This window comes from Mycolicibacterium rutilum (assembly GCF_900108565.1).
Taxonomy (GTDB): Bacteria; Actinomycetota; Actinomycetes; order Mycobacteriales; family Mycobacteriaceae; genus Mycobacterium; species Mycobacterium rutilum.
This window is the reverse complement of record NZ_LT629971.1, coordinates 5,319,136-5,339,026: the sequence shown is the minus strand read 5'-3', so window position 1 is coordinate 5,339,026 and position 19,891 is coordinate 5,319,136. Positions and strand designations below refer to the sequence as shown.

Here is a 19,891-nt window from a genome sequence, read left to right as displayed (position 1 = left end):
GGTGGGGCACCGGTGGCGCGTCGTCGTCGGCATCAGCGTGTTCGGGCTCGGCAAGCAAATCCCAGTGGTATTTTCAGCTTGTTGCCATGGTCCGCGCTGGCAAACCCCCTCGAATCCCTCCGCGGACTATGGCAACGCACCGGACGGAATCAAATAGTGTCTTTACAATCGGCAAATAACCGTAAATCGAGGCGGTTTGGTTCGGCCGAGCTTGCATCACAGCAATACTGGAGTAATTAACGGTGACGTGGAACGACGAAGTCGACGTGGTCTGTACCGGCGCAGGAGCGGCCGGTCTGGCCCATGCGCTCGCGGTCAGCGAGGTCGGTGCCGACGTATTCGTCGCCGACTCCGGCGCTGATCACACGGCCGGCCGGGAGTGGCTCGATGTCGGGATCGCGGACGCCGAGACCCGCGAGTTCTTCACCGAACTGGTCTCCGACCTCGGGCCGCTGCGCCGCTCGAGCTACGACCTGGACGTGCCGATCCGGGTGGCGCCACCGCCGCCGGTGCAGGCGGAGACGGGCCGGACCGTCGCGCCGTTCGTCGGCTCGAAGCTCCGGGACTGGGCGGCCCGCTGCGTGGCGACACCCTACGGTTTTCTGTCGACGCGACTGCCCGATTGGCAGACCTCGACGATGCGCGGCGCTGACGGCGAGATCCTCGAGGTCTCCGAACTCGGCGCGCTGACCCCCGGCACCGCCGACGTCGGTGCCGCCGTACGTGACTGGCTCGCCGCCCGCGCGGCCCACGAGGACATCGAGATCCACGGCGGGCACACCCTGCAGCGCGTGGTGTTCGAGGAGGGCGTGGCGATCGGCGCGGTGTTCGACACCGCCGAGGGGCTCGTCGCGATCCGGGCCCGCCACGGCGTGACGGTCGCCGGCAGCGCAGCCCAGATCGGTGGGCCGGTGCCCGCCAACCTGCCTGCGGACGCCGCGCTGCGCGTCTGCGTGGTCGGTCAGCGCGCGAGCAGGTTCGGCCGGCTCGAACTCATCTCGTCGGAATCGGTGCCGAAATCGGTCTCGCCGACGTGCCGGTCCCGCAACCGTCGGCTGGCGACGAACATGCGCGAGACCTACCGCCACCTACAGCCGTGGCGGTGCACCAAGGTCCAGGGGTATCCGACCCTGGGCGAGTAGCGCCTCCATCTCGGACCCGGGAACCGGCCGCGACAGCAGGAAACCCTGCGCGCGGTGACAACCGTGCTCGAGCAGCGTCGCCGCGGCCTCCGGCGTTTCCACGCCCTCGGCCACCAGCTGCAACCCGAACGCATCGGCGAGCGCGATGACGGCGCGCACGATCGCCAGGTCGCCCGGATTCTCGCCGAGGTCGCGCACGAAGCCCTTGTCGATCTTGAGGGTGTCCACCGGCAACGACTTCAGGTGGGACAGCACGCTGTAGCCGGTCCCGAAGTCGTCGATGGCCACCTGCACGCCGACCTGTTTGAGGCCCGCCAACGTCTTGCGGGTGGTCTCGATGTCCTGGACGACGACGTTCTCGGTGATCTCCAGGCACACCGATCCGCCGTCGAGGCCGAACTCGTCGATGATGCAGGCGACCGATTCGACGAACCCGTCGGTGACCAGTTGCACCGGTGAGACGTTGATCCGCAGCACGGCGTCCAGGCCGACCCCGCGCGAACGCCAGCCGGCGAACTCGGTGCACGCCGCCCGCATCACCCAGCGCCCGAGATCGCCTGCGATGTTGATGGATTCGGCGACCCCGATGAACGCGTTCGGCGACAGCAGACCCCGGGTGGGGTGTTCCCAGCGGACCAGCGCCTCGGCCGCGAGGATCTCCCCGGTCCGCATGTTGACCTCGGGCTGGTAGTGCAACAGCAGGGCGCCGCGCTCGATGTCGCCGGCCAGGTGCAACTCGATGTCGTTGCGGAACTCCGACTCCAGCGCCATGTCGTCGGAGAAGACCGCGACCTTGTTGCCGCCCGAGGACTTGGCGGTCAGCACCGCCTGGTCGGCGCGCCGCAGGACGTCAGACGTCGTGTCGCGGCCGGGTACGCCGACCGCCACGCCGATGCTGACGGTGCGGGTGAGCATCTCGCCGTCGACGGCCACCCGCTCATGCAGCCGGGTCTGCAAGCGCCGCGCGAACCGTTCGGCTTCCTCGGCATCCATCGGGTCCGCGGGCACGACCACGAACTCGTCGCCGCCGAGGCGGGCGAGCAGGTTGCCGCCGTCGGCGGTCTCACGGAGCCGCTCGGCGAGCACGCGGATGAACCAGTCGCCGGCGGTGTGGCCGAGGTAGTCGTTGATGGCCTTGAGCCGGTCGAGGTCGAAGAACAGCACCGAGACCGGACCGGGCCGGCCGTCTGCCAGGCGGCCGTCGAGGTGGGCCAGCAGCGCGCGCCGGTTGCACAAGCCGGTCAGGTCGTCGTGTTCGGCCAGGTACCGCAGCTGGTCCTCGGCGGCGATCCGGGCCTGCACCTGCGCGAACAGCGACGCGATGGCCTTGAGGGCGTTGAGCTCGGCCTCCGTCCAGTCGCGGTCGCCGAACTTGACGAAACCCAGCACCCCGGTGGTGACCTCGCCGGAGAGCAGCGGCACGCACGCCATCGAGGTCGACGGGATCTGCCTGCCCTCGGCGATCGTCTGCTGGTATTCGTCGGTCGCGGGCTCAGGCCGGAAGACGATCGGCTCCTTCTGGTGCTCGCACAGCGCGAACACCGGATCGGCGTCGGCGAAGTACACGACCTTCAGCGGATCGGGATCCGGAATGCCGGGGCGGACCGGCCATTCGGCGATGAGCACCGACGCGTGGATGCGGTGATCGTTGTGCCGCAGGAAGCTGACGTCGACGCCGAAGTACTCGACGAGGTCGGCGAGCACCGCCTGGCTCACCTCCACCGCGGTGGCCGCGTTGACCCCCATCAGCCGGGTGGCGACGGATGTGACGAGGTTCTCCAGGACGGGCATCAACTCTCCATAATGCGGTCGGCGCGGTGTCGCCGGGTCAGGGCACGGCGCCGGCTCGGCACCGACGCCCGCGGTGCGTGGGTGAATCTCAGGATCAACGCCTCAGACTCGGTGGGACCGGCACCGATCAGCCTGCGGAAATTGTATTGCAGCTCGCCGAGGTCGTCGGCGAAAGCGGCGGACGCGCGCCGCAGCTCGTGCCCCTCGGTGGCGTAGAGGAACGGCGGCGAAACCGGTTGTACCGCAAGCCCGTACTGTTGGGCCAGAATCCACACCGCTTCGGCGGCCGCACCGGCGCGGGCGTAGTCGACCAGTTCGTTGCCGTCGACCGAGATCACCGCCAGACCCGAGCTGTTGGACACCCTGCTGTGCAGGTCTTGGCCCAGGGCGGCACCACCGTCCCATGCCTTCAGGTGCGCCATCACCTCGGGGCGGCGCAGGATGTCGAGCATCACGAGGTCGCCGGGCGCCAGCTCGAGGCTGCGGACGTCGATGCCGGTGTCCGGGGACGGCTCGCCCGGCCATCGCAGTTCGGTGAACATCTCCGCGTGCATCCGCGGGGTGAGGAAGCGGATCCGGTCGGCGGCCGCCAGCACGGCCGCCGCCGCCGCGAGCTCATCGGGCCCGCTGAGCACGCGCAGCGTCGCACCTCCGGCTTCGGCTGCGGCGGCAAGCCGGCGCACCGTGTCGGCGGGGACGGGCGCACGGCGGCTGGGGCGCCGGTTGGTCTCCCGCCGCAGCATCGGCTCGTAGAGGGCCGCGAGGTCGGGGTCCGTGCCGTCCGCGAGGCGCAGGGTCGCCATCAGCGGGGAATCACCACGGCCGCTGGTGAATTCGATCGCGCCGGTGAGGTGGTGCGCGGCGGCGGCGACGCGGGCGTTGAACGCCGCGGCGCCGACGGCCACCGCGCTCCCGCGGAACGCGACGTCCATCGTCGTCGCGTAGTCGGTGGTGAGCTCGATGCTGACGAGTTCGTCGCGCACGTCGATGCGCCACGGCTGAGCGTTGCCGCCGGAAGGCGCCCGTGCGGCAGCGTCGGCGATCAATTCGTGTACATCGGTGGCGGGTGGCTCCGGCTGCTCGTCGGCCGCGGGCACGGGGGTTCGGTTGACCGGTGGGGCGGCGAGCCGGTCGATGACGTCGGTGATGTCGATGCGCGCCCGCCCGGAGGGCAGCGTCTCGCCGAGCCCGATCCGGCGTACGGCCTCCGCGACTGCCGCCGCGTTGAGCGCCACCTCCGACGTCACCTGCGGCCAGGTCGACAGCGTCTCGCCCACTTCGACGAGCGAGGCCGCCATCCGGCTCGACACCTGGCTCGCGTCGACCAGACGCAGCGAGTGCGGCACCTTGTCGGCGCTGCTGAGACCGCGGAGCTGGGCCGCCTCGACGTCGCCGATGAGCCCGTGTAGCAGCGGGCGGTGCGGTTCGGTGTCGAATCGTTCGACGTCGAGCAGGCCGCGGTCGCTGGTGGTCATCAGGACCGGCACGCCGCGGCGCCGGGCGACTTCACGGACCAGCACCTTGGTGTCGAGCGAATCGCACTCCTCGATCAGGATGTCGAGGCCGTCGACGAACTCGTCGACGTTGTGCTCGGTGATCCCGGATGTCTGTACCGAAACCGGCAGGTACGGGTCCAGTTCGGCGATCCGCCTCGCGCACACGACAGCCTTGTTGATCCCGATGTCCAGAACGGATGCCGGCACCCGGTTGAGGTTGGTCAGGTCCATCTCGTCGAAGTCGGCCAACCGCAGGCCGCCGCACAACCCCTGTGCGGCAAGGGTATAGGCGATGGTGTGGCCGACGCTCAAGCCGACGACCCCGACCGTCAGCCCGCGGAGCCGGTCTTGCTCGGCGGCGGTGATGAGGTTGCGGTTGCGGTCGAGCCGAGCACGCCGGAAGCCCCGGGGGCCGAGCACGCTGACCGCGGTGCGTCGCCACGGGTAGTACGCCCATCGGATCTGTTCGGCGGCAACGTCTTCGGGTGGCGGCGGACGCAGTTGCCGCAACGCCGTCCGCTGCGCGGGTGCGGTGTCGACGAAGCCGACCTGCGGGTCGGCGCGCAGCGCGGCCAGGGCCGGATCGTCGGTGGCGAGCACCACCGCGCTGCAGGGAGGTGACGGGTCGGCGCCTGCTGTCACCGGTCCGTCCCGGTGGCGGCCGCGACTCGTGCAGCACCGCCGGGTCGGGGTGTCATCCTCTGCTGCTCGGCGAAGTACAGCGAGAGCTGTTTGGGATCAGCATGTTTGGCGAACGTCAGCCGATCCCACCACGCGAGCCGGGTCTCGTAACGCTCATCGGGATACGGCGTCGGGGGGATCTTCGTTGCGAGGATGCCGCCGGAGGACAGCCATCGCTTGAGCACGTAGGACGCGGCGGTGGCGACGATGAACTGGATGTCCAGCATGCCCATCGCGTGCAACGGGGTGCGTGAGATCGCGCTGGTCAGCTGACGGCTCCGCTCGGGATCATCAGTCACCCATGCGGTTTTCATCTCCACGACGCCGAATGGTAGCCGGTCGGAGATCATCTTCCGCACGGCGTCGAAACCGGGTTGGCCCTCCCACTCGAGCAGCGCGTGTGCCTCGTCGGCGGACTGGTACGGGCCCTTGGCGCGCAGGCCGCCGACCACCCGGCCCGCGCGGTCGACGCACGCGGCGAACAGGATCGTGTCGGCGCCCGAGTGCAGGGCGGGCATGTCGAGCGCCTTCTCGACGCCGCGTTTGGTGTAGCTGCGTTCGGCGCCGCGGACGAAGTCCCGCCACAACTCGCGTTCGATCGCCGGATGGGCGAAGACGACGTCGCATTCGGTTTCGGGATCCCAGCAACTCGGGCTGTGCCGCAAACTGGCCATGGCGTGGTCGGCGGTCTCACACGGGGCAACGGTCATACTCATCCGATCGTCAGGCGGACGTGATGGGCGTGCGGTCCGCTGAAAGGGTGTGGGTTTGCCCACACCATGTGTGAGTATCTCGCTGTGCACCGTTTTATTACCAGTTTGCCGGCAAATCTTATCCTGCAAACGAACGATTCTTTCGGCGAATGGTTCTGCGCCAATGGCCGACAGCATAAGACTGGCTAATTAAGCATTCAGTATTCGCGCAGGCTGGAAAACCGAACGCCTGTTATGGCGAACTCGGCGACGGCGCGATCAGGGCACCGGGGCTGAATGGGGGACTGCGCGCGGGATTCTGCTCGGCATCGACACGCCCCGAGCGTCGGCCAGGCGTCGCTGGTTCCCACCGCAGGGGTTCAGGCTGCCGACGGTTCCGATGAATGGTCGGCGCCAATCGTGCCGACGGTATATCAGCGATCCCTTTATGGGCCGCGCAATCAGGCCGCGTGAATTGGCCGTTCGTGCGACGGCGACGGAATTGGGAGTGCGACGCTCGAGGTGACAAGACGACATTTCCCGGCGCGGGCGGTACCGAGCATGCGCCTGTGTGATACCGAATTTCGCTGCGCGGTAACCGGTCGGATGACACCCTGTTCGGGTGGTGGGAGAGTATCCGAGTGCGGGCCGGGGGGCGTTGCCCGTCAAAGACGTCGGCAGATTGCTGCTGCGCTGCGCGGATCGGTCGGGTCTGGTCGCGGCGGTGAGCGCGTTCCTCGCCGACGCGGGGGCCAACATCGTGTCGCTGGATCAGCACGCGACCGAACAGTCCGGCGGCATCTTCATGCAGCGCACGATCTTTCACCTGCCCGGGCTGACCGCCGCCCGCGACGACCTCGAGCGTGAGTTCGCCGAACGGGTGGCCGGGCCGTTCGGCATGGATTTCCGCCTGACCGAGGCGGCCAAACCGAAGCGCGTGGCCATCATGGCGTCGAAAGAGGACCACTGTCTGTTGGATCTGCTGTGGCGCAACCGTCGCGGCGAACTCGACATGTCGGTGGCGATGGTGATCGCGAACCATCCGGACCTCGCCGATCAGGTGCGGCCGTTCTCGGTCCCGTTCATCCACATCCCCGCGACGCAGGACATCCGCGAGGAGGCCGAGAACCGGCAACTGGACCTGCTGCGCGGCAACGTCGACCTGGTGGTGCTGGCGCGCTACATGCAGATCCTGACGCCGCGGTTCATCGCGGAGGTCGGCTGCCCGCTGATCAACATCCACCACTCGTTCCTGCCGGCGTTCATCGGCGCCGCGCCCTATCGGCGGGCGAAGGAGCGCGGCGTCAAATTGGTCGGCGCCACGGCGCATTACGTCACCGACGACCTCGACGAGGGGCCGATCATCGAGCAGGACGTGGTGCGCGTCGACCACCGGCACAGCGTGGAGGATCTGGTCCGCCTCGGTTCCGATGTGGAACGCGTTGTTCTGTCCCGGGCGGTGCTGTGGCACTGTGAGGACCGGATAATCCGATACGGCAACCAGACCGTCGTCTTCTGACCGGCGCCGGCGAGGAGGAGAAGCAGCAGTGAAGAAGTTCAGCGACCTCGACGAGTTCATCGCGGCCGAGGGCAGCCGGCTCGGCCCGACCGAGTGGCTGGAGGTCACCCAGGAGCGCGTCAACCTGTTCGCCGACGCCACCGAGGACCACCAGTGGATCCACGTCGACCCCGAGCGGGCCAAGGACGGTCCCTTCGGCGCGACCATCGCGCACGGTCTGTTGACGCTGTCGCTGCTGCCGCACTTCTCCCATCAGCTCTACACCGTCGGCAACGTCGCGATGGCGATCAACTACGGCTACAACAAGGTTCGGTTCATCACGCCGGTGAAGGTGGGCGCGAAGATCCGTGCGACGGCGGAGTTGACAAAGATCGACCAACTCGACGGCGGTGCCGTCCAGTCGACGATGCCGATCACCGTCGAGATCGAAGGGTCGGAGAAGCCGGCCGCGGTCGCGGAGTCGATCGTCCGCTACCTCCGCTAGATTTCTTTTCGCGCGAGCAGACGCAAATTGCCCCTTTTTCTGGAGTTTTCGGGGCACTTTGCGTCTGCTCGGCCGAAGCAACTCAGTACTGCGTCGACCCCTGATCGACCGGAATGGCCGTCGCCGTCATGTGTTTCGACTCGTCGGTGGCCAGCCAGCAGACCACGTCGGCGACGTCCTCGGGCTGTAGCACCCACGTCGGCAGGAACGGCGTCATCATGTTCTGCAGCTGCGGGTTGGTCTCCATCGCCGCGCCGATTGCCGAGATCATGTCGCCGGAACCCATCGGCGTGTTGACCGGGCCGGGGTGCACGCTGTTGACCCGGATCGAGTGCTTGCCGAGTTCGGCGGCGAACGCGCGAGCCATCCCGGTGACCGCATGCTTGCTCGCGGTGTAGTGGATCATGAACGGCTGCAGCTTGATTCCGGCTGCCGAGCTGATCAGGATGATCGACCCGCCGCGCCCGCCGTCGATGATGCGCTGCGCACCCGCGGTCACGGTGTTGAAGACGCCGGTGACGTTGACATCCATGACATCGCGGAAGTCCTCGGGGGTGATCTCGTCCCACACCTGCGGCGGCGAGATCCCGGCGTTGGCGACGATGACATCGAGGCGGCCGAACCGCTCGACCCCGTCGTCGACCACCCGGCGCAGCCCGTCGGCGTCGCGGACGTCGACCTCGGCGGTCACGATCCGGCCGCCGGCGGCCTCGACCAGCCGGGCGGTCTCGGCGAGATCCTCGGGCGTCGCGTGCTCGTAGGGCACACAGGACGGCAGCTTGCCCGCGATGTCGATCGCGATGATGTCGGCGCCCTCGGCGGCCATCCGGACGGCGTGCGCGCGGCCCTGACCCCGCGCGGCGCCGGTGATGAACGCGACGCGTCCCGCCAGCCGGCCGCTCACGCGCGGTCCCGCTGCGCCGACTTGACCAGATTCGAGCCGATGATCAGCCGCTGAATCTCGCTGGTGCCCTCGTAGAGTCGCAGCAGCCGGACCTCGCGGTAGATGCGTTCGACGGGGACTTCGCGCATGTAACCGCTGCCGCCGTGGATCTGCACCGCGAGATCGGCGACCTGGCCGACCATCTCGGTGCAGTACAGCTTGGCCACCGAGGGGGCGACGCGACGGTCCTCGCCGCTGACCCACTGCCGCGCGGCGTCGCGGACCAGCGCCCGGCCCGCCGACACCCCGGTCTGCTGGTCGGCGATCATCGCCTGGACCAACTGGAAGTTGCCGATCGGCGTGCCGCCTTGGGTTGCGGTGGCGGCGTAGGCGACCGACTCGTCGAGGGCGCGCTGCGCGGATCCGACGGCCAGCGCGGCGATGTGCACGCGGCCGCGCGCCAGCGAGATCATCGCCGCCCGGTAACCGATGTCCTCGGCGCCGCCGACCAGCGCCTCGGCGGGGACCCGGACGTCGTCGAAACTGACGTCGGCGGTCCAGGCGCCCTCCTGGCCCATCTTCGCGTCCTTGGTCCCGACCTGGACCCCGGCCGCGTCGGCCGGCACCAGGAACACCGCGATGCCGGGGCCGTCGTCGTCGGCGGGCCGGGTACGCGCGAAGACCACGAACAGGTCCGCGGTCGGCGCGTTCGTGATGAACCGCTTCTGGCCGGTGATCACCCAATCCGACCCGTCGCGAACGGCTTTCGTGCGCAACCCGGACGGGTTGGACCCGGCGCCGGGTTCGGTCAGGGCGAAGGAGGCCACCACGTCGCCGGTGGCCATCGGTTCGAGCCAGCGCTTCTTCTGTTCGTCGGTGCCGAAGCCCACCAGCACCTGGCCCGCGATGCCGTTGTTGGTGCCGAACATCGAGCGCAGCGCCAGCGTCGTGTACCCGAGCTCCATCGCGAGCTCGACGTCCTGGGACAGGTTCAGGCCCAGCCCGCCCCACTCCTGGGGGATCGCGTAGCCGAACAGGCCCATCTTCTTGGCCTGCTCGCGCAGATCGTCGGGCACCCGGTCGTCGGCCAGGATCTCCTGTTCGCGCGGCATCACGGCGGTGCGCACGAAGTGCCGGGTCTGGGCCAGGATCTCCTGAAAGTCGTCGTCGCCGACCTCGGATGTCGTCATCGGCAGGCGCCTCCCTCGTCTTCCTCTTTCGCGCGAACGGTGATTACCGCTCGAAAAACCGGCGAAAAGTCGCGCGGTAATCACCGTTCGGCGCCCTGGGCTGGGGCCGATCATATATGAAATATGATGTTCGACTGATGCGGCCCCGGCCTGGGGCCGCGACAGCGAAAGGGGTGCGCAGGTGTCGTTGTTGACGGGACAGACCGCGGTCGTCACCGGAGGTGCGCAGGGCCTCGGCTATGCGATCGCCGAGCGGTTCATCGCCGAGGGCGCGCGCGTGGTGCTCGGCGATCTGGATCTGGCGGCGACGCAGGAGGCGGCGGAGCGCCTCGGCGACGACGTCGCGATCGCGGTGCGCAGCGACGTCACCACGGCCGCCGACGTCGATGCGCTGGTCGCCGCGGCGGTCGATCGCTTCGGCGGGCTGGACATCATGGTCAACAACGCCGGCATCACCCGCGACGCGACGCTGCGCAAGATGACCGAGGAGCAGTTCGACCAGGTCATCGCCGTGCACCTGAAGGGCACCTGGAACGGGCTCAAGGCCGCGGCGCCGATCATGCGGGAGAACAAGCGCGGCGCGATCGTCAACATGTCCTCGATCTCGGGCAAGGTCGGCCTGGTCGGGCAGACCAACTACTCCGCGGCCAAGGCGGGCATCGTCGGGATGACCAAGGCCGCCGCCAAGGAACTCGCCCATCTCGGTGTCCGCGTCAACGCGATCCAGCCCGGGCTGATCCGATCGGCGATGACCGAGGCCATGCCGCAACACATCTGGGATCAGAAGCTGGCCGAGGTGCCGATGGGCCGCGCCGGTGAACCCGAGGAGGTCGCCAAGGTCGCGCTGTTCTTGGCCAGCGACCTGTCGTCCTACATGACCGGGACGGTCCTGGAGGTCACCGGCGGGAGGCATGTCTGATGCGCGACGCCGTCATCTGTGAACCCGTCCGCACGCCGATCGGCCGCTACGGCGGCATGTTCAAGTCGCTGACCGCCGTCGACCTCGGCGTGACCGCGCTCAAGGGCCTGCTCGACCGCACCGGAATCGACCCCGCCGCAGTGCAGGACGTGATCCTCGGGCACTGCTACCCCAGCAGCGAGGCGCCCGCGATCGGCCGTGTGGTCGCCCTCGACGCCGGGCTGCCGGTGACCGTGCCCGGGATGCAGGTCGACCGGCGCTGCGGATCCGGGCTGCAGGCGGTCATCCAGGCCTGTCTGCAAGTTGCCAACGGAGACAACGACGTTGTGGTCGCCGGCGGGGCCGAGAGCATGAGCAATGTGGCGTTCTACTCCACCGACATGCGATGGGGCGGTGCGCGCAACGGAGTCAAGGTGCACGACGGGCTCGCCCGCGGGCGGACCACCGCGGGCGGGCGGCACTATCCGGTGCCCGGCGGCATGCTCGAGACCGCCGAGAACCTGCGCCGCCGGTACGGCATCTCCCGCCAGGAGCAGGACGAGCTCGCCGTGCGCTCCCACCAGCGGGCCGTCGCCGCGCAGAAGGACGGCGTCCTGGCCGAGGAGATCGTGCCGGTCACCGTCTCGACGCGCCAGGGCGAGGAGGTGATCGACACCGACGAGCACCCGCGCCCCGACACCACGGTCGAGTCGCTGGCCAAACTCAAACCGGTTCTGCTGAAGGATGATTTGGAGGCGACGGTGACCGCGGGCAACGCCAGCGGGCAGAACGACGCGGCGTCGATGTGTGTGGTGACTACTGCGGAGAAGGCCGCCGAACTCGGGCTGACCCCGCTGGTGCGCCTGGTGTCGTGGGGGTCGGCGGGCGTGGCGCCCAACGTCATGGGCATCGGGCCGGTACCGGCCACCGAGGTCGCGCTGGCCAAGGCCGGCCTGACGCTGGGTGACATCGACCTGATCGAACTCAACGAGGCGTTCGCGGCGCAGGCGCTGGCGGTGATGCGGGAGTGGAAGTTCGGCGCCGCCGACCACGACCGCACCAACGTGCACGGCTCGGGCATCTCGCTGGGGCATCCCGTGGGTGCGACGGGCGGGCGCATGTTGGCGACGCTGGCGCGCGAACTGAACCGCCGCGGCGCGCGCTACGGACTCGAAACCATGTGCATCGGAGGCGGGCAAGGACTGGCCGCGATCTTCGAAAGGGTTGACGCATGACCAAACTCGCGCAGACCGTCGGCTTGACCGACGTGCAGACCGAGATACTGGCGACGGTGCGCCAGTTCGTCGACAAGGAGATCATCCCGAACGCCCCCGAGTTCGAGAAGACCGACACCTACCCGCAGGCCATCGTCGACGCGATGAAGGAGATGGGCCTGTTCGGGTTGATGATCCCCGAGGAGTACGGCGGACTCGGCGAATCACTGCTGACCTACGCGCTGTGCGTCGAGGAACTGGCCCGCGGATGGATGAGCATCTCCGGCGTGCTCAACACCCACTTCATCGTCGCCTACATGTTGCGCCAGCACGGCACCGACGCCCAGAAGCAACACTATCTGCCGCGGATGGCGACGGGTGAGACGCGCGGGGCCTTCTCGATGAGCGAACCCGAACTCGGCTCGGATGTCGCCGCGATCCGCACCAGGGCGACGCGCCGCGACGACGGCAGGTATCGCATCGACGGCCAGAAGATGTGGCTGACCAACGGCGGCACCTCGACACTGGTCGCAGTGCTTGTGCGCACCGACGAGGGTGCCGACAAACCGCACCGCAACCTCACTGCGTTCCTGGTCGAAAAGCCCGTCGGCTACGGCGAAGTCGCCCCCGGCCTGACGATCCCGGGCAAGCTCGACAAACTCGGCTACAAAGGCATCGACACCACCGAGCTCATCTTCGACGGCTACGTGGCCTATGCCGGCGACATCCTCGGCGAGGCGCCGGGGCAGGGCTTCTTCCAGATGATGGACGGCATCGAGGTGGGCCGCGTCAACGTGTCCGCACGCGCGTGCGGGGTCGGCATCCGGGCGTTCGAACTCGCCGTGCGCTACGCCCAGCAGCGGCAGACGTTCGGCAAGCCGATCGCCGAGCATCAGGCCATCGCGTTCCAATTGGCCGAGATGGCAACCAAAGTCGAGGCTGCGCACCTGATGATGGTCAACGCGGCGCGGCTCAAGGACTCCGGCGAGCGCAACGACGTCGCCGCGGGCATGGCGAAGTATCTGGCCAGCGAGTTCTGCTCGGAGGTCACCCAGCAGAGCTTCCGGATCCACGGCGGCTACGGCTATTCCAAGGAGTACGAGATCGAGCGCCTGATGCGCGACGCGCCGTTCCTGTTGATCGGCGAGGGCACCAGCGAGATCCAGAAGAACATCATCAGCAAGCGGCTGCTGGCCGACTACCAGGTCTGACCGTGACCGTTCCGGGTTTCGCGTTCCGGCCGCAGCTGGCCGAGGATGTCGCGCGCTTCGTGCGCAAGCGCATCTTCGACGGTTCCTATGCCGCGGGCGAATACGTGCGGCTGGACCAGTTGGCGGCCGAGCTCGGTATCAGCGTCACACCGGTGCGCGAGGCGCTGTTCGAGTTGAAGGCCGAAGGTCTGCTCGCGCAGCAGCCGCGCCGGGGGTTCGTCGTGCTGCCGGTGACCGGTCGTGACGTCACCGACGTGTCGAACGTGCAGGCCTATATCGGCGGTGAACTGGCGGCGCGGGCGGCGGCGGCGATCACCGACGAGCAGTTGCGTGAGCTGCTGCAGATCCAGACCGATCTCGAGCAGGCGTATGCCGCGGCCGACGACGAAGGGGCGGTCCGGCTCAATCACGAGTTCCACCGGGCGATCAACGTCGCCGCCGCCTCGCCGAAACTCGCCCAGTTGATGTCGCAGATCACCCGGTACGCACCCGAGTCGGTGTTCCCGATCATCAGCGGCTGGCCGGAGCAGTCGAACGCGCACCACCGCCGGTTGCTCGAAGCGCTGGAGCGCCGCGACGAGGACCTGGCCCGCACCGCGATGTCCGAGCATCTCGCCGCGGGCGCGGACCCGTTGATCGAGCACCTCACCGAGCGCGGCGTGATCACCTGACTGTCGCGAGGAGATCACGCAGCGCGCGGGCGTCGACCTTGCCCGTCGCCTTGCGCGGGATGTCGTCGTCGGACTCGGTGACCAGCCACACCGTCGGCACCTTGAACGCGCTCAGCACCTTTCGGGCCTCGGCGTGCAGCTCCTCGACCGTCCGCGCGGAGACCACCAACGCGCCGACGGCGCCGTCGACCTCGGTGACGCAGGCGTTGTGCACGCCATCGATCGTCCGCAGACCCTGTTCGACCTCGCTCGGATAGACCGTCGCGCCGCTCACCTTGAACATGTCGTCGGCACGGCCGTGGTAGAACATGAACCCGTCGGCGTCGAGGTGGCCGAGATCGCCGGTGGGGTAGAAGCCGTCTAGGGTGAACACCTCCTCGCGGCTGCGACGGCAGATACCGCGCATGACGTGCGGTCCGCGGAGCTGGATCATCCCGATGGTCCCGGCCGGCACCGGCTCACCGCTGTCGGTGTCGACGATGCGAACGTCCATACCCTCGAACGGTTTTCCGCAGCTGCCCCATGCCGAGCGGGGCATATCGGTGTCGGCGGGGTAACCGCAGTACGGCCCGAACGACTCGGTCATCCCGAACAGGTTCGCCCGTGCGCCCGGTGCGCCGCGCAGTTCGGCCGGCAGCAGCGCGGGCAGGCTCCCGGGTCGCAGTGACGACAGATCGGCGCCGACAGAAGACGATTGGCGCGCCAACGCCTCCGCCTGATCGGGCCAGCCCCGAAACAGCGTGACCCGTTCGCATTCGATGAGGCACAGCGTCGTCTCCGGCTGGGGGATCTCCTCGGTGATCAGCGTCGCACCGGTCAGCAACGCCGACAGCAGACCGCCGGCGAAGCCGCCCACCCAGAAGAACGGCATCGGCAGATACAGCCGGGTGTCGGCATCGATACAGCGTGCCGCCATTCCGGAGCGCACCGCGGCCAGCGCGTTGCCGTGCGAATGGATGACCCCCTTGGGCGGCCCGCTGCTGCCCGACGTGAACATGATCGCCAGCGTGTCGCTGGGCGTCACCGTCGCCGCGATCTCGTCGACCGGGGCCGAGCCCTGCGAGGGCAGCCGATCGGCACGCCAAACCTCGCGCAGCGCAGGCAGATCGGCGCGCACGGCCGCGACGTCGTCGAGGTAGCGGTGGCCCCGGAACTCCTCGACCGTGATCAGGAACTGCACCGAGGCGGTGCGCAGCTGGGCGGCGAGCTCGGGAGGTTGCAACAGCGTGCTCAGCGGCACCAGCACCGCGCCGATCCGGGTCACCGCGACCGCCAATGCCACCCACTCAGTGCGGTTGGGCATGATCAGCCCGACGCGGCGGCCCTTGCCGACGCCCGCGGCGAACAGGGCAGCGGCCAGCCGCCGCGACTCCTGGTCGAGGTCGGCGTAGGTCAGCCGCGCCGACGGATCGATGACCGCCTCCTTGGCCGGGTCCTCGCGGGCCCGCAGTCGCACCAACGCGTCGATGGTGTCAGGCATCGAACACCTCACTCAACCTCTTCAGATCGATCTTGCCGCTGGACATCACCGGTATCTGCGCGCTCGGCAGCGCGGCGAAGCGCCGCGGAATCTTGAACGCCGACAATTCTTCCCGCAGTCGCTCGCGGACGGCCGCCTCGTCGAAGGTGTCGCCGTCGGCGAGCGCGACGACGGCGGCGACCACCTCGCCCCGTTCGGCGTCGGGCAGCCCGATCACATGCGCGACGGCGCCGGTCACCTTCGCGATGGCCCGCTCCACCTCCGCCGGCGCGACGTTGGCACCCGCGGTCTTGATCATCGCGCCGCGGCGGCCGACGAAGTAGAAGAAGCCGTCGGGGTCGGTGCGCACGAGATCACCGGTGTGAAACCAGTCGTCGGGGTCGAAGCACTGCTCGCGGCTGCGTTTGTAGTACCGCTCCATCATGAACGGGCCCCGGGCGCAAAGCTCGCCGATCTCACCGCCTGCGACGGGTCTGCCGGTGTCCGGGTCGACGACCTTGACCTCGAAACCCGGCACCGGCCTGCCGAACGATCCGCGGCGGTGTTCGGGTTGGTCGGACTCGTCGGGGTCGGCGAGGATCACGCTGCCGGCCTCGGTCATACCCAGCATGGTGTGGCGTAGTTCGGGGTCGGCAGGCCGCACCTCGGGCGCCATGATCGGGTACAGGTTGCCGCGCCGCAGCGACGACAGGTCGCGCGCCGCCAGGCTCGGGTGGCGCGCCAGCGCGGCGATGCCGGCGACGAAACCGTTGGTCATGGTGGGTTTTTCGGCCTCCAGCAGGTCGAGGGTGTCGCCGGGTTCGACGGCGTTCGAGCACACCAGCGTGGCCCCGGCCAGGAGCGTGGCCAGCAGCGAGAACGCGAACCCGCCGATCCAGAAGAACGGTGAGTTGCTGAACAGCTTGTCGTCGGCGGTGAGCCCGCGGATCTCGTTGAGCACGACCTGGTGCTCGAGCAGCCCGGCGTGAGTGTGCACGACGCCTTTCGGGGCGCTGGTCGAGCCGGAGGTGTAGATGATGGCCAGCACGTCGGACGGGTCGACGTCGGCTTCGAGGCCCGCGACCCGTTCCGCATCAACGGGGCGGGTCGGCTCGGAATCGATCAGCACGTGGCGCAGCAGCGGCAGCTCACCGACCTCGGCGAGGCGCCGCCGGTAGTCGTGTGCCCGGTACGACCCTGCCGCGAGCAAGATTTCGACGTCGGCGTGGACGAGTTGTTCGCGCATCTCGGGGGTGGTCGCCATCGTCGAGATCGGGATGACGGTGGCGCCGGTGCGGGCGGCGGCCAGCGTGGCCACGACGAAGGCCGGGCCGTTCGGGAACAGCACGCCGACGTGGGTGCCCTTGCCCGCGCCGAGCGCGATCAGTTCCGAAGCCAGCTCAGCGGAGCAACGTTCGGCGTCGGCGTAACTGAGCCGCTCGGTGTCGCAGACCAGCAGCGGGTGATCGCCACGGGAGCGGGCCCGGGCCCGCAGGACGGCGCCGACCGTGCGCTCAGCCATGTTCGGCGAAGTACTGCCGGACCGCGCTCAGGTCGGGCTTGCCCGACGGCGTGCGCGGCATCTGCTCCACGACCACGATGGTCGTCGGCACCTCGTAACCGGCCAACCGGTTTCGCGCGTGCTCGGTCAACGTTGCGACATCGGCCGGTTCGCGCAACTCCACCATGGCCGCCGGTGTCTCGCCGAGCCGGTCGTCGGGGCGGCCGATGACGGCGGCGCTGTGCACCGCCGGGTGGCTCTCCAACGCGGCGCGCACGTCGTCGGGCATGACCTTGAACCCGCCGCGAATGATGGCCTGGTCGGCGCGTCCGAGAATCCACAGGAAGCCGTCGGCGTCGATGCGCGCCATGTCGGTGGTGCGCAGCCAGTCCGCGTCCGGGCCGAGTTGGCCGGGTTTGACCTCGAGCAGCCCGGGTTCGTCGGTGCCCAGGACACGGCCGGATTCGTCGACGACCCGCAGTTGTGCGCCCAGGCTGGCCCTGCCGACGCTGCCGCGTTTGGTGGCCCAGTGCTGCCGGTAGTCCGCCAGTGTCCAGCCCGCGACACTGCCGCCGAATTCCGTTGCCGCGTATGAGGTCAGGACCGGGATGCCGAACTTCTCGGTGAAGGCGTCGGCGTCGTCGGCCGACAGGGGAGCGGTGCCGGAGGTGACCGCCTGGACACTTTCGAGGTCGTCGCGGGTCAGGTCCGAGTGCAGCACGGTGCGCAGCGCGGCGGGCACCAGCGACACCGCGCGGGGCCGGTGCCTGCGGACCGCGTCGGCCCAGCGGCTCAGCTCGAAGCGGTCCAGCAGCGCGAACGAGCGTCCCTCGCAGACGGATTGCAGCACGCGGTACACCCCGCCGATGTGCACCAGCGGCGCGTTGACGATCGCCACCCCGCGGCGCAGGCTGGTCGGCGCCGGCGCGGAATCGAAGTCCGCACCGATCACCGAGTGGGCGAGCATGTCGTAGGTGAGATCGATGCGTTTCGGTGGCCCGGTGGTTCCGCTGGTGAGCATCCGCACCGCAACACCCGGTCGGGTCTCCTCGGGAACCAACGCCGTGGCGGCGGTCAACCGGATGGGATCACCGATTGCGGAGATGGCGACTCTGTCGGTGCCCGGGCTGGACACCAGCCTGGCCAGATCCTCGGGTTCCCCGATCACCAGCGGCAGGGCGAGCGCGGCCAGGTCGGCCCGGATCCGGTCGTCGCCGCGCGAGGGGTTGACCACGACGACGGTCCCGCCTCCCAGCAGTACGCCGAGTAGACTCGCTATGTGAGCGGGTTTGTTGCGCAACAGCATTCCGACCTGGCGGCCTCTGACCCCGATGCCGTGGATCTGCTGGGCGTGCTCGGACAGCTGGTCCCAGGTGCACCACTGCCCGTCGTGTTCGATCGCCGGGGTGTCCGGTCCGAGCGCGAGGATCCCGCGGATACGCCTGCTGAGAGCGTGGTCGGCCATCACCGGATCCTCGGCTCGACGCGGGTGGGGTTCGCAGCGAGTTCGGCCTGGCCCAGCGGGTTGCCCAGCCGGGTGTAGATCAGGTTCTGCTCCATCGCCGCGCGATACGGCTTCTCCAGTGATTCCCAGATGGCCTTGACCGTGCCCTGCGTCGCCGACGGCGGTTTGGTGGCGATGCCCGCCGCGATCTCATGCGCGCGGCGCCACAGCTGGTCTCGGGCGACAACCTCGGTGACGAGCCCGATCCGCAGCGCGGTCTCGGCACCGACGCGTTCGTCGTTGCCCATCAACGCGATTCGCAGTGTCTGGGCAAGTCCGACGCGGCGCATCATCCCGATCGGCTCGAGCGCGCACACCAACCCGGCGCTGACGTGGGAGTCGAAGAAGGTCGCGTCGGACGAGCAGATGACCACGTCGGCCTCGTTGACGAAGTAGAACGCCCCGGCGGTGCACATGCCCTGTACCGCGCACACCACCGGCTTCCACATCTTCTGCCACTTGGGGCTGAGGTGTTCGCCAGGGTCCTCGTGGTTCCACACATTGCCGGGCTGCCCGTAGGGCGTCTTGATGTCCAGCCCCGCGCTGAACGCCCGGTCCCCGGCGGCGCGCAGCACCACCGCGTGGACGGTGTCGTCGTGCTTGACCAGCTGCCAGGCCCGCGACATCTCCTCGCACATGGTGCGATTGAACGCGTTGAGCGCCTCGGGGCGGTTCAGCGTGATGGTGGCGACGTGGTCGTCGGGGTCCACGTCGAGCAACAGCGTCTGGAACGCCGTCATCGGCACTGCCAGTTCGGCGCGCGCTTCTCCATGAACGCCTTCGGGCCCTCGAGGGCATCCTCGGTGCGCACCACGCGTTCGCGGAACGTCTCGGCGAGGATCTCGGCCTCGTGCAGCGGCAGGTCCAGGGTCTTGTGGATCGTCAGCCGGGTGCCCCGGACCGCCAGCGGCGCATTGGAGTTCACGATGTCGGCAATCTCGTGCGCCCGTTCGAGCAGCCGGTCGTGCTCGACGACCTCGCTGATCATGCCGAGTTCGTAGGCCCGCTGCGCGGTCATCCGCTCGTGCTTGCCCATCAGCGCCATGCGGAGCGCGATGTTGCGCGGGAGGATCCGGGCCAGCCGCACCATTTCGCGCGCCGCCACCAGGCCGATGCTGACGTGCGGATCGAAGAACGTCGCCTGGTCGGAGGCGATCGCGATGTCGCCGGTGGTGATCCAGTCCAGGCCCGCGCCGCAGCACAACCCGTTGACCGCGGTGAGCACCGGTTTGGCCATCCGTCGAAACGGCGGTGTGCCCTCTTGGGGCGCCTCCCACTGGTCGTAGGTGGACAGATACGGCCGCTCGTAGATGACCCGGCCGTCCTCGGGGATCTCACCCACGTCGGCGCCGGTGCAGAACGCCCGCCCGGTGCCGGTGACGATGAGCAGCCAGATGTTGTCGTCGTTCTCGGCCTCGTCATAGGCGGCGCGCAGCTCGGTGATCATGTGCGGGCTCAACGCGTTGAGCGCCTCGGGCCGGTGCAGCGTGATCGTGGCCTTGTGCCCGTCGACCTCGTAGATGATGTTGTCGAACGAGTTGTCCGTCAAAGGTTC

17 protein-coding genes are annotated in these 19,891 nt (G+C 68.8%); 7 read left to right on the top strand and 10 right to left on the bottom strand.

Going from position 1 to position 19,891, the window contains the following annotated elements; translation table 11 throughout:
- Positions 1–242: 242 nt before the first annotated feature.
- Complete coding sequence (locus BLW81_RS26000) at positions 243–1,142, top strand: hypothetical protein (protein ID WP_083409696.1); 900 nt, start codon at positions 243–245, stop codon at positions 1,140–1,142.
- On the opposite strand, the gene BLW81_RS25995 is transcribed toward BLW81_RS26000, so the two are convergent.
- The 3 genes from BLW81_RS25995 to BLW81_RS25985 are packed head-to-tail and all read right to left on the bottom strand — an operon-like array spanning position 1,089 to position 5,820.
- Positions 1,089–2,933: a bifunctional diguanylate cyclase/phosphodiesterase gene (locus BLW81_RS25995; RefSeq protein WP_083409695.1), complete on the bottom strand. Its 1,845-nt coding sequence runs from the start codon at positions 2,931–2,933 to the stop codon at positions 1,089–1,091. The two genes, BLW81_RS26000 and BLW81_RS25995, sit on opposite strands and share 54 nt — an antisense overlap.
- Positions 2,933–5,071, bottom strand: coding sequence for an Rv1355c family protein (locus BLW81_RS25990; RefSeq protein WP_083409694.1), 2,139 nt, complete (start codon positions 5,069–5,071; stop codon positions 2,933–2,935). The genes BLW81_RS25995 and BLW81_RS25990 overlap by 1 nt, the downstream gene beginning before the upstream one ends.
- Positions 5,068–5,820 (bottom strand): hypothetical protein, encoded by a 753-nt coding sequence (locus BLW81_RS25985; protein ID WP_083409693.1) that lies wholly within the window; start codon positions 5,818–5,820, stop codon positions 5,068–5,070. Before BLW81_RS25985 ends, BLW81_RS25990 begins: the two co-directional genes overlap by 4 nt.
- 604 nt (positions 5,821–6,424) lie before the next feature.
- On the opposite strand from BLW81_RS25985, the gene purU reads away from it, so the two are divergent.
- Together purU and BLW81_RS25975 are read left to right on the top strand one after the other, a co-directional pair.
- Positions 6,425–7,321 (top strand): formyltetrahydrofolate deformylase, encoded by an 897-nt coding sequence (gene purU, locus BLW81_RS25980; RefSeq protein ID WP_173839681.1) that lies wholly within the window; start codon positions 6,425–6,427, stop codon positions 7,319–7,321.
- 28 nt (positions 7,322–7,349) lie between these two features.
- Positions 7,350–7,805, top strand: a complete 456-nt coding sequence (locus BLW81_RS25975) for a MaoC family dehydratase (protein ID WP_083409692.1) — start codon at positions 7,350–7,352, stop codon at positions 7,803–7,805.
- 82 nt (positions 7,806–7,887) lie between these two features.
- Here the strand turns inward: BLW81_RS25975 and BLW81_RS25970 are convergent, their stop codons facing one another.
- Both BLW81_RS25970 and BLW81_RS25965 read right to left on the bottom strand, forming a co-directional pair.
- Positions 7,888–8,709: a mycofactocin-coupled SDR family oxidoreductase gene (locus BLW81_RS25970; protein WP_083409691.1), complete on the bottom strand. Its 822-nt coding sequence runs from the start codon at positions 8,707–8,709 to the stop codon at positions 7,888–7,890.
- Complete coding sequence (locus BLW81_RS25965) at positions 8,706–9,878, bottom strand: acyl-CoA dehydrogenase family protein (protein WP_083409690.1); 1,173 nt, start codon at positions 9,876–9,878, stop codon at positions 8,706–8,708. Before BLW81_RS25965 ends, BLW81_RS25970 begins: the two co-directional genes overlap by 4 nt.
- A gap of 181 nt (positions 9,879–10,059) precedes the next feature.
- Here BLW81_RS25965 and fabG point away from each other — a divergent pair, with 181 nt between their 5' ends.
- The 4 genes from fabG to BLW81_RS25945 are packed head-to-tail and all read left to right on the top strand — an operon-like array spanning position 10,060 to position 13,872.
- The gene (fabG, locus tag BLW81_RS25960) at positions 10,060–10,797 is read left to right on the top strand and encodes a 3-oxoacyl-ACP reductase FabG (RefSeq protein WP_083409689.1); all 738 of its coding nucleotides are present in this window, start codon (positions 10,060–10,062) and stop codon (positions 10,795–10,797) included.
- Entirely contained in the window at positions 10,797–12,011 is a 1,215-nt protein-coding gene (locus BLW81_RS25955; protein WP_083409688.1) for an acetyl-CoA C-acetyltransferase, read from the top strand. The genes fabG and BLW81_RS25955 overlap by 1 nt, the downstream gene beginning before the upstream one ends.
- Positions 12,008–13,201: an acyl-CoA dehydrogenase family protein gene (locus BLW81_RS25950; RefSeq protein WP_083409687.1), complete on the top strand. Its 1,194-nt coding sequence runs from the start codon at positions 12,008–12,010 to the stop codon at positions 13,199–13,201. Before BLW81_RS25955 ends, BLW81_RS25950 begins: the two co-directional genes overlap by 4 nt.
- Before the next feature lie 2 nt (positions 13,202–13,203).
- The gene (locus tag BLW81_RS25945) at positions 13,204–13,872 is read left to right on the top strand and encodes a GntR family transcriptional regulator (RefSeq protein WP_083409686.1); all 669 of its coding nucleotides are present in this window, start codon (positions 13,204–13,206) and stop codon (positions 13,870–13,872) included.
- Here the strand turns inward: BLW81_RS25945 and BLW81_RS25940 are convergent.
- From BLW81_RS25940 to BLW81_RS25920, 5 genes are read right to left on the bottom strand one after another with little or no spacing between them, the layout of a single operon-like run.
- Complete coding sequence (locus tag BLW81_RS25940; protein ID WP_083409685.1) at positions 13,865–15,352, bottom strand: class I adenylate-forming enzyme family protein; 1,488 nt, start codon at positions 15,350–15,352, stop codon at positions 13,865–13,867. The genes BLW81_RS25945 and BLW81_RS25940 overlap by 8 nt on opposite strands.
- Entirely contained in the window at positions 15,345–16,853 is a 1,509-nt protein-coding gene (locus BLW81_RS25935) for a class I adenylate-forming enzyme family protein (RefSeq protein ID WP_083409684.1), read from the bottom strand. Before BLW81_RS25935 ends, BLW81_RS25940 begins: the two co-directional genes overlap by 8 nt.
- Positions 16,846–18,297: a class I adenylate-forming enzyme family protein gene (locus BLW81_RS25930; RefSeq protein WP_083409683.1), complete on the bottom strand. Its 1,452-nt coding sequence runs from the start codon at positions 18,295–18,297 to the stop codon at positions 16,846–16,848. The genes BLW81_RS25935 and BLW81_RS25930 overlap by 8 nt, the downstream gene beginning before the upstream one ends.
- Positions 18,297–19,076, bottom strand: coding sequence for an enoyl-CoA hydratase/isomerase family protein (locus BLW81_RS25925; protein ID WP_083410823.1), 780 nt, complete (start codon positions 19,074–19,076; stop codon positions 18,297–18,299). The genes BLW81_RS25930 and BLW81_RS25925 overlap by 1 nt, the downstream gene beginning before the upstream one ends.
- A complete protein-coding gene (locus tag BLW81_RS25920; protein WP_083409682.1) occupies positions 19,073–19,885 on the bottom strand; it encodes an enoyl-CoA hydratase/isomerase family protein in 813 nt (270 codons plus the stop codon). The genes BLW81_RS25925 and BLW81_RS25920 overlap by 4 nt, the downstream gene beginning before the upstream one ends.
- Between the last annotated feature and the right edge of the window lie 6 nt (positions 19,886–19,891).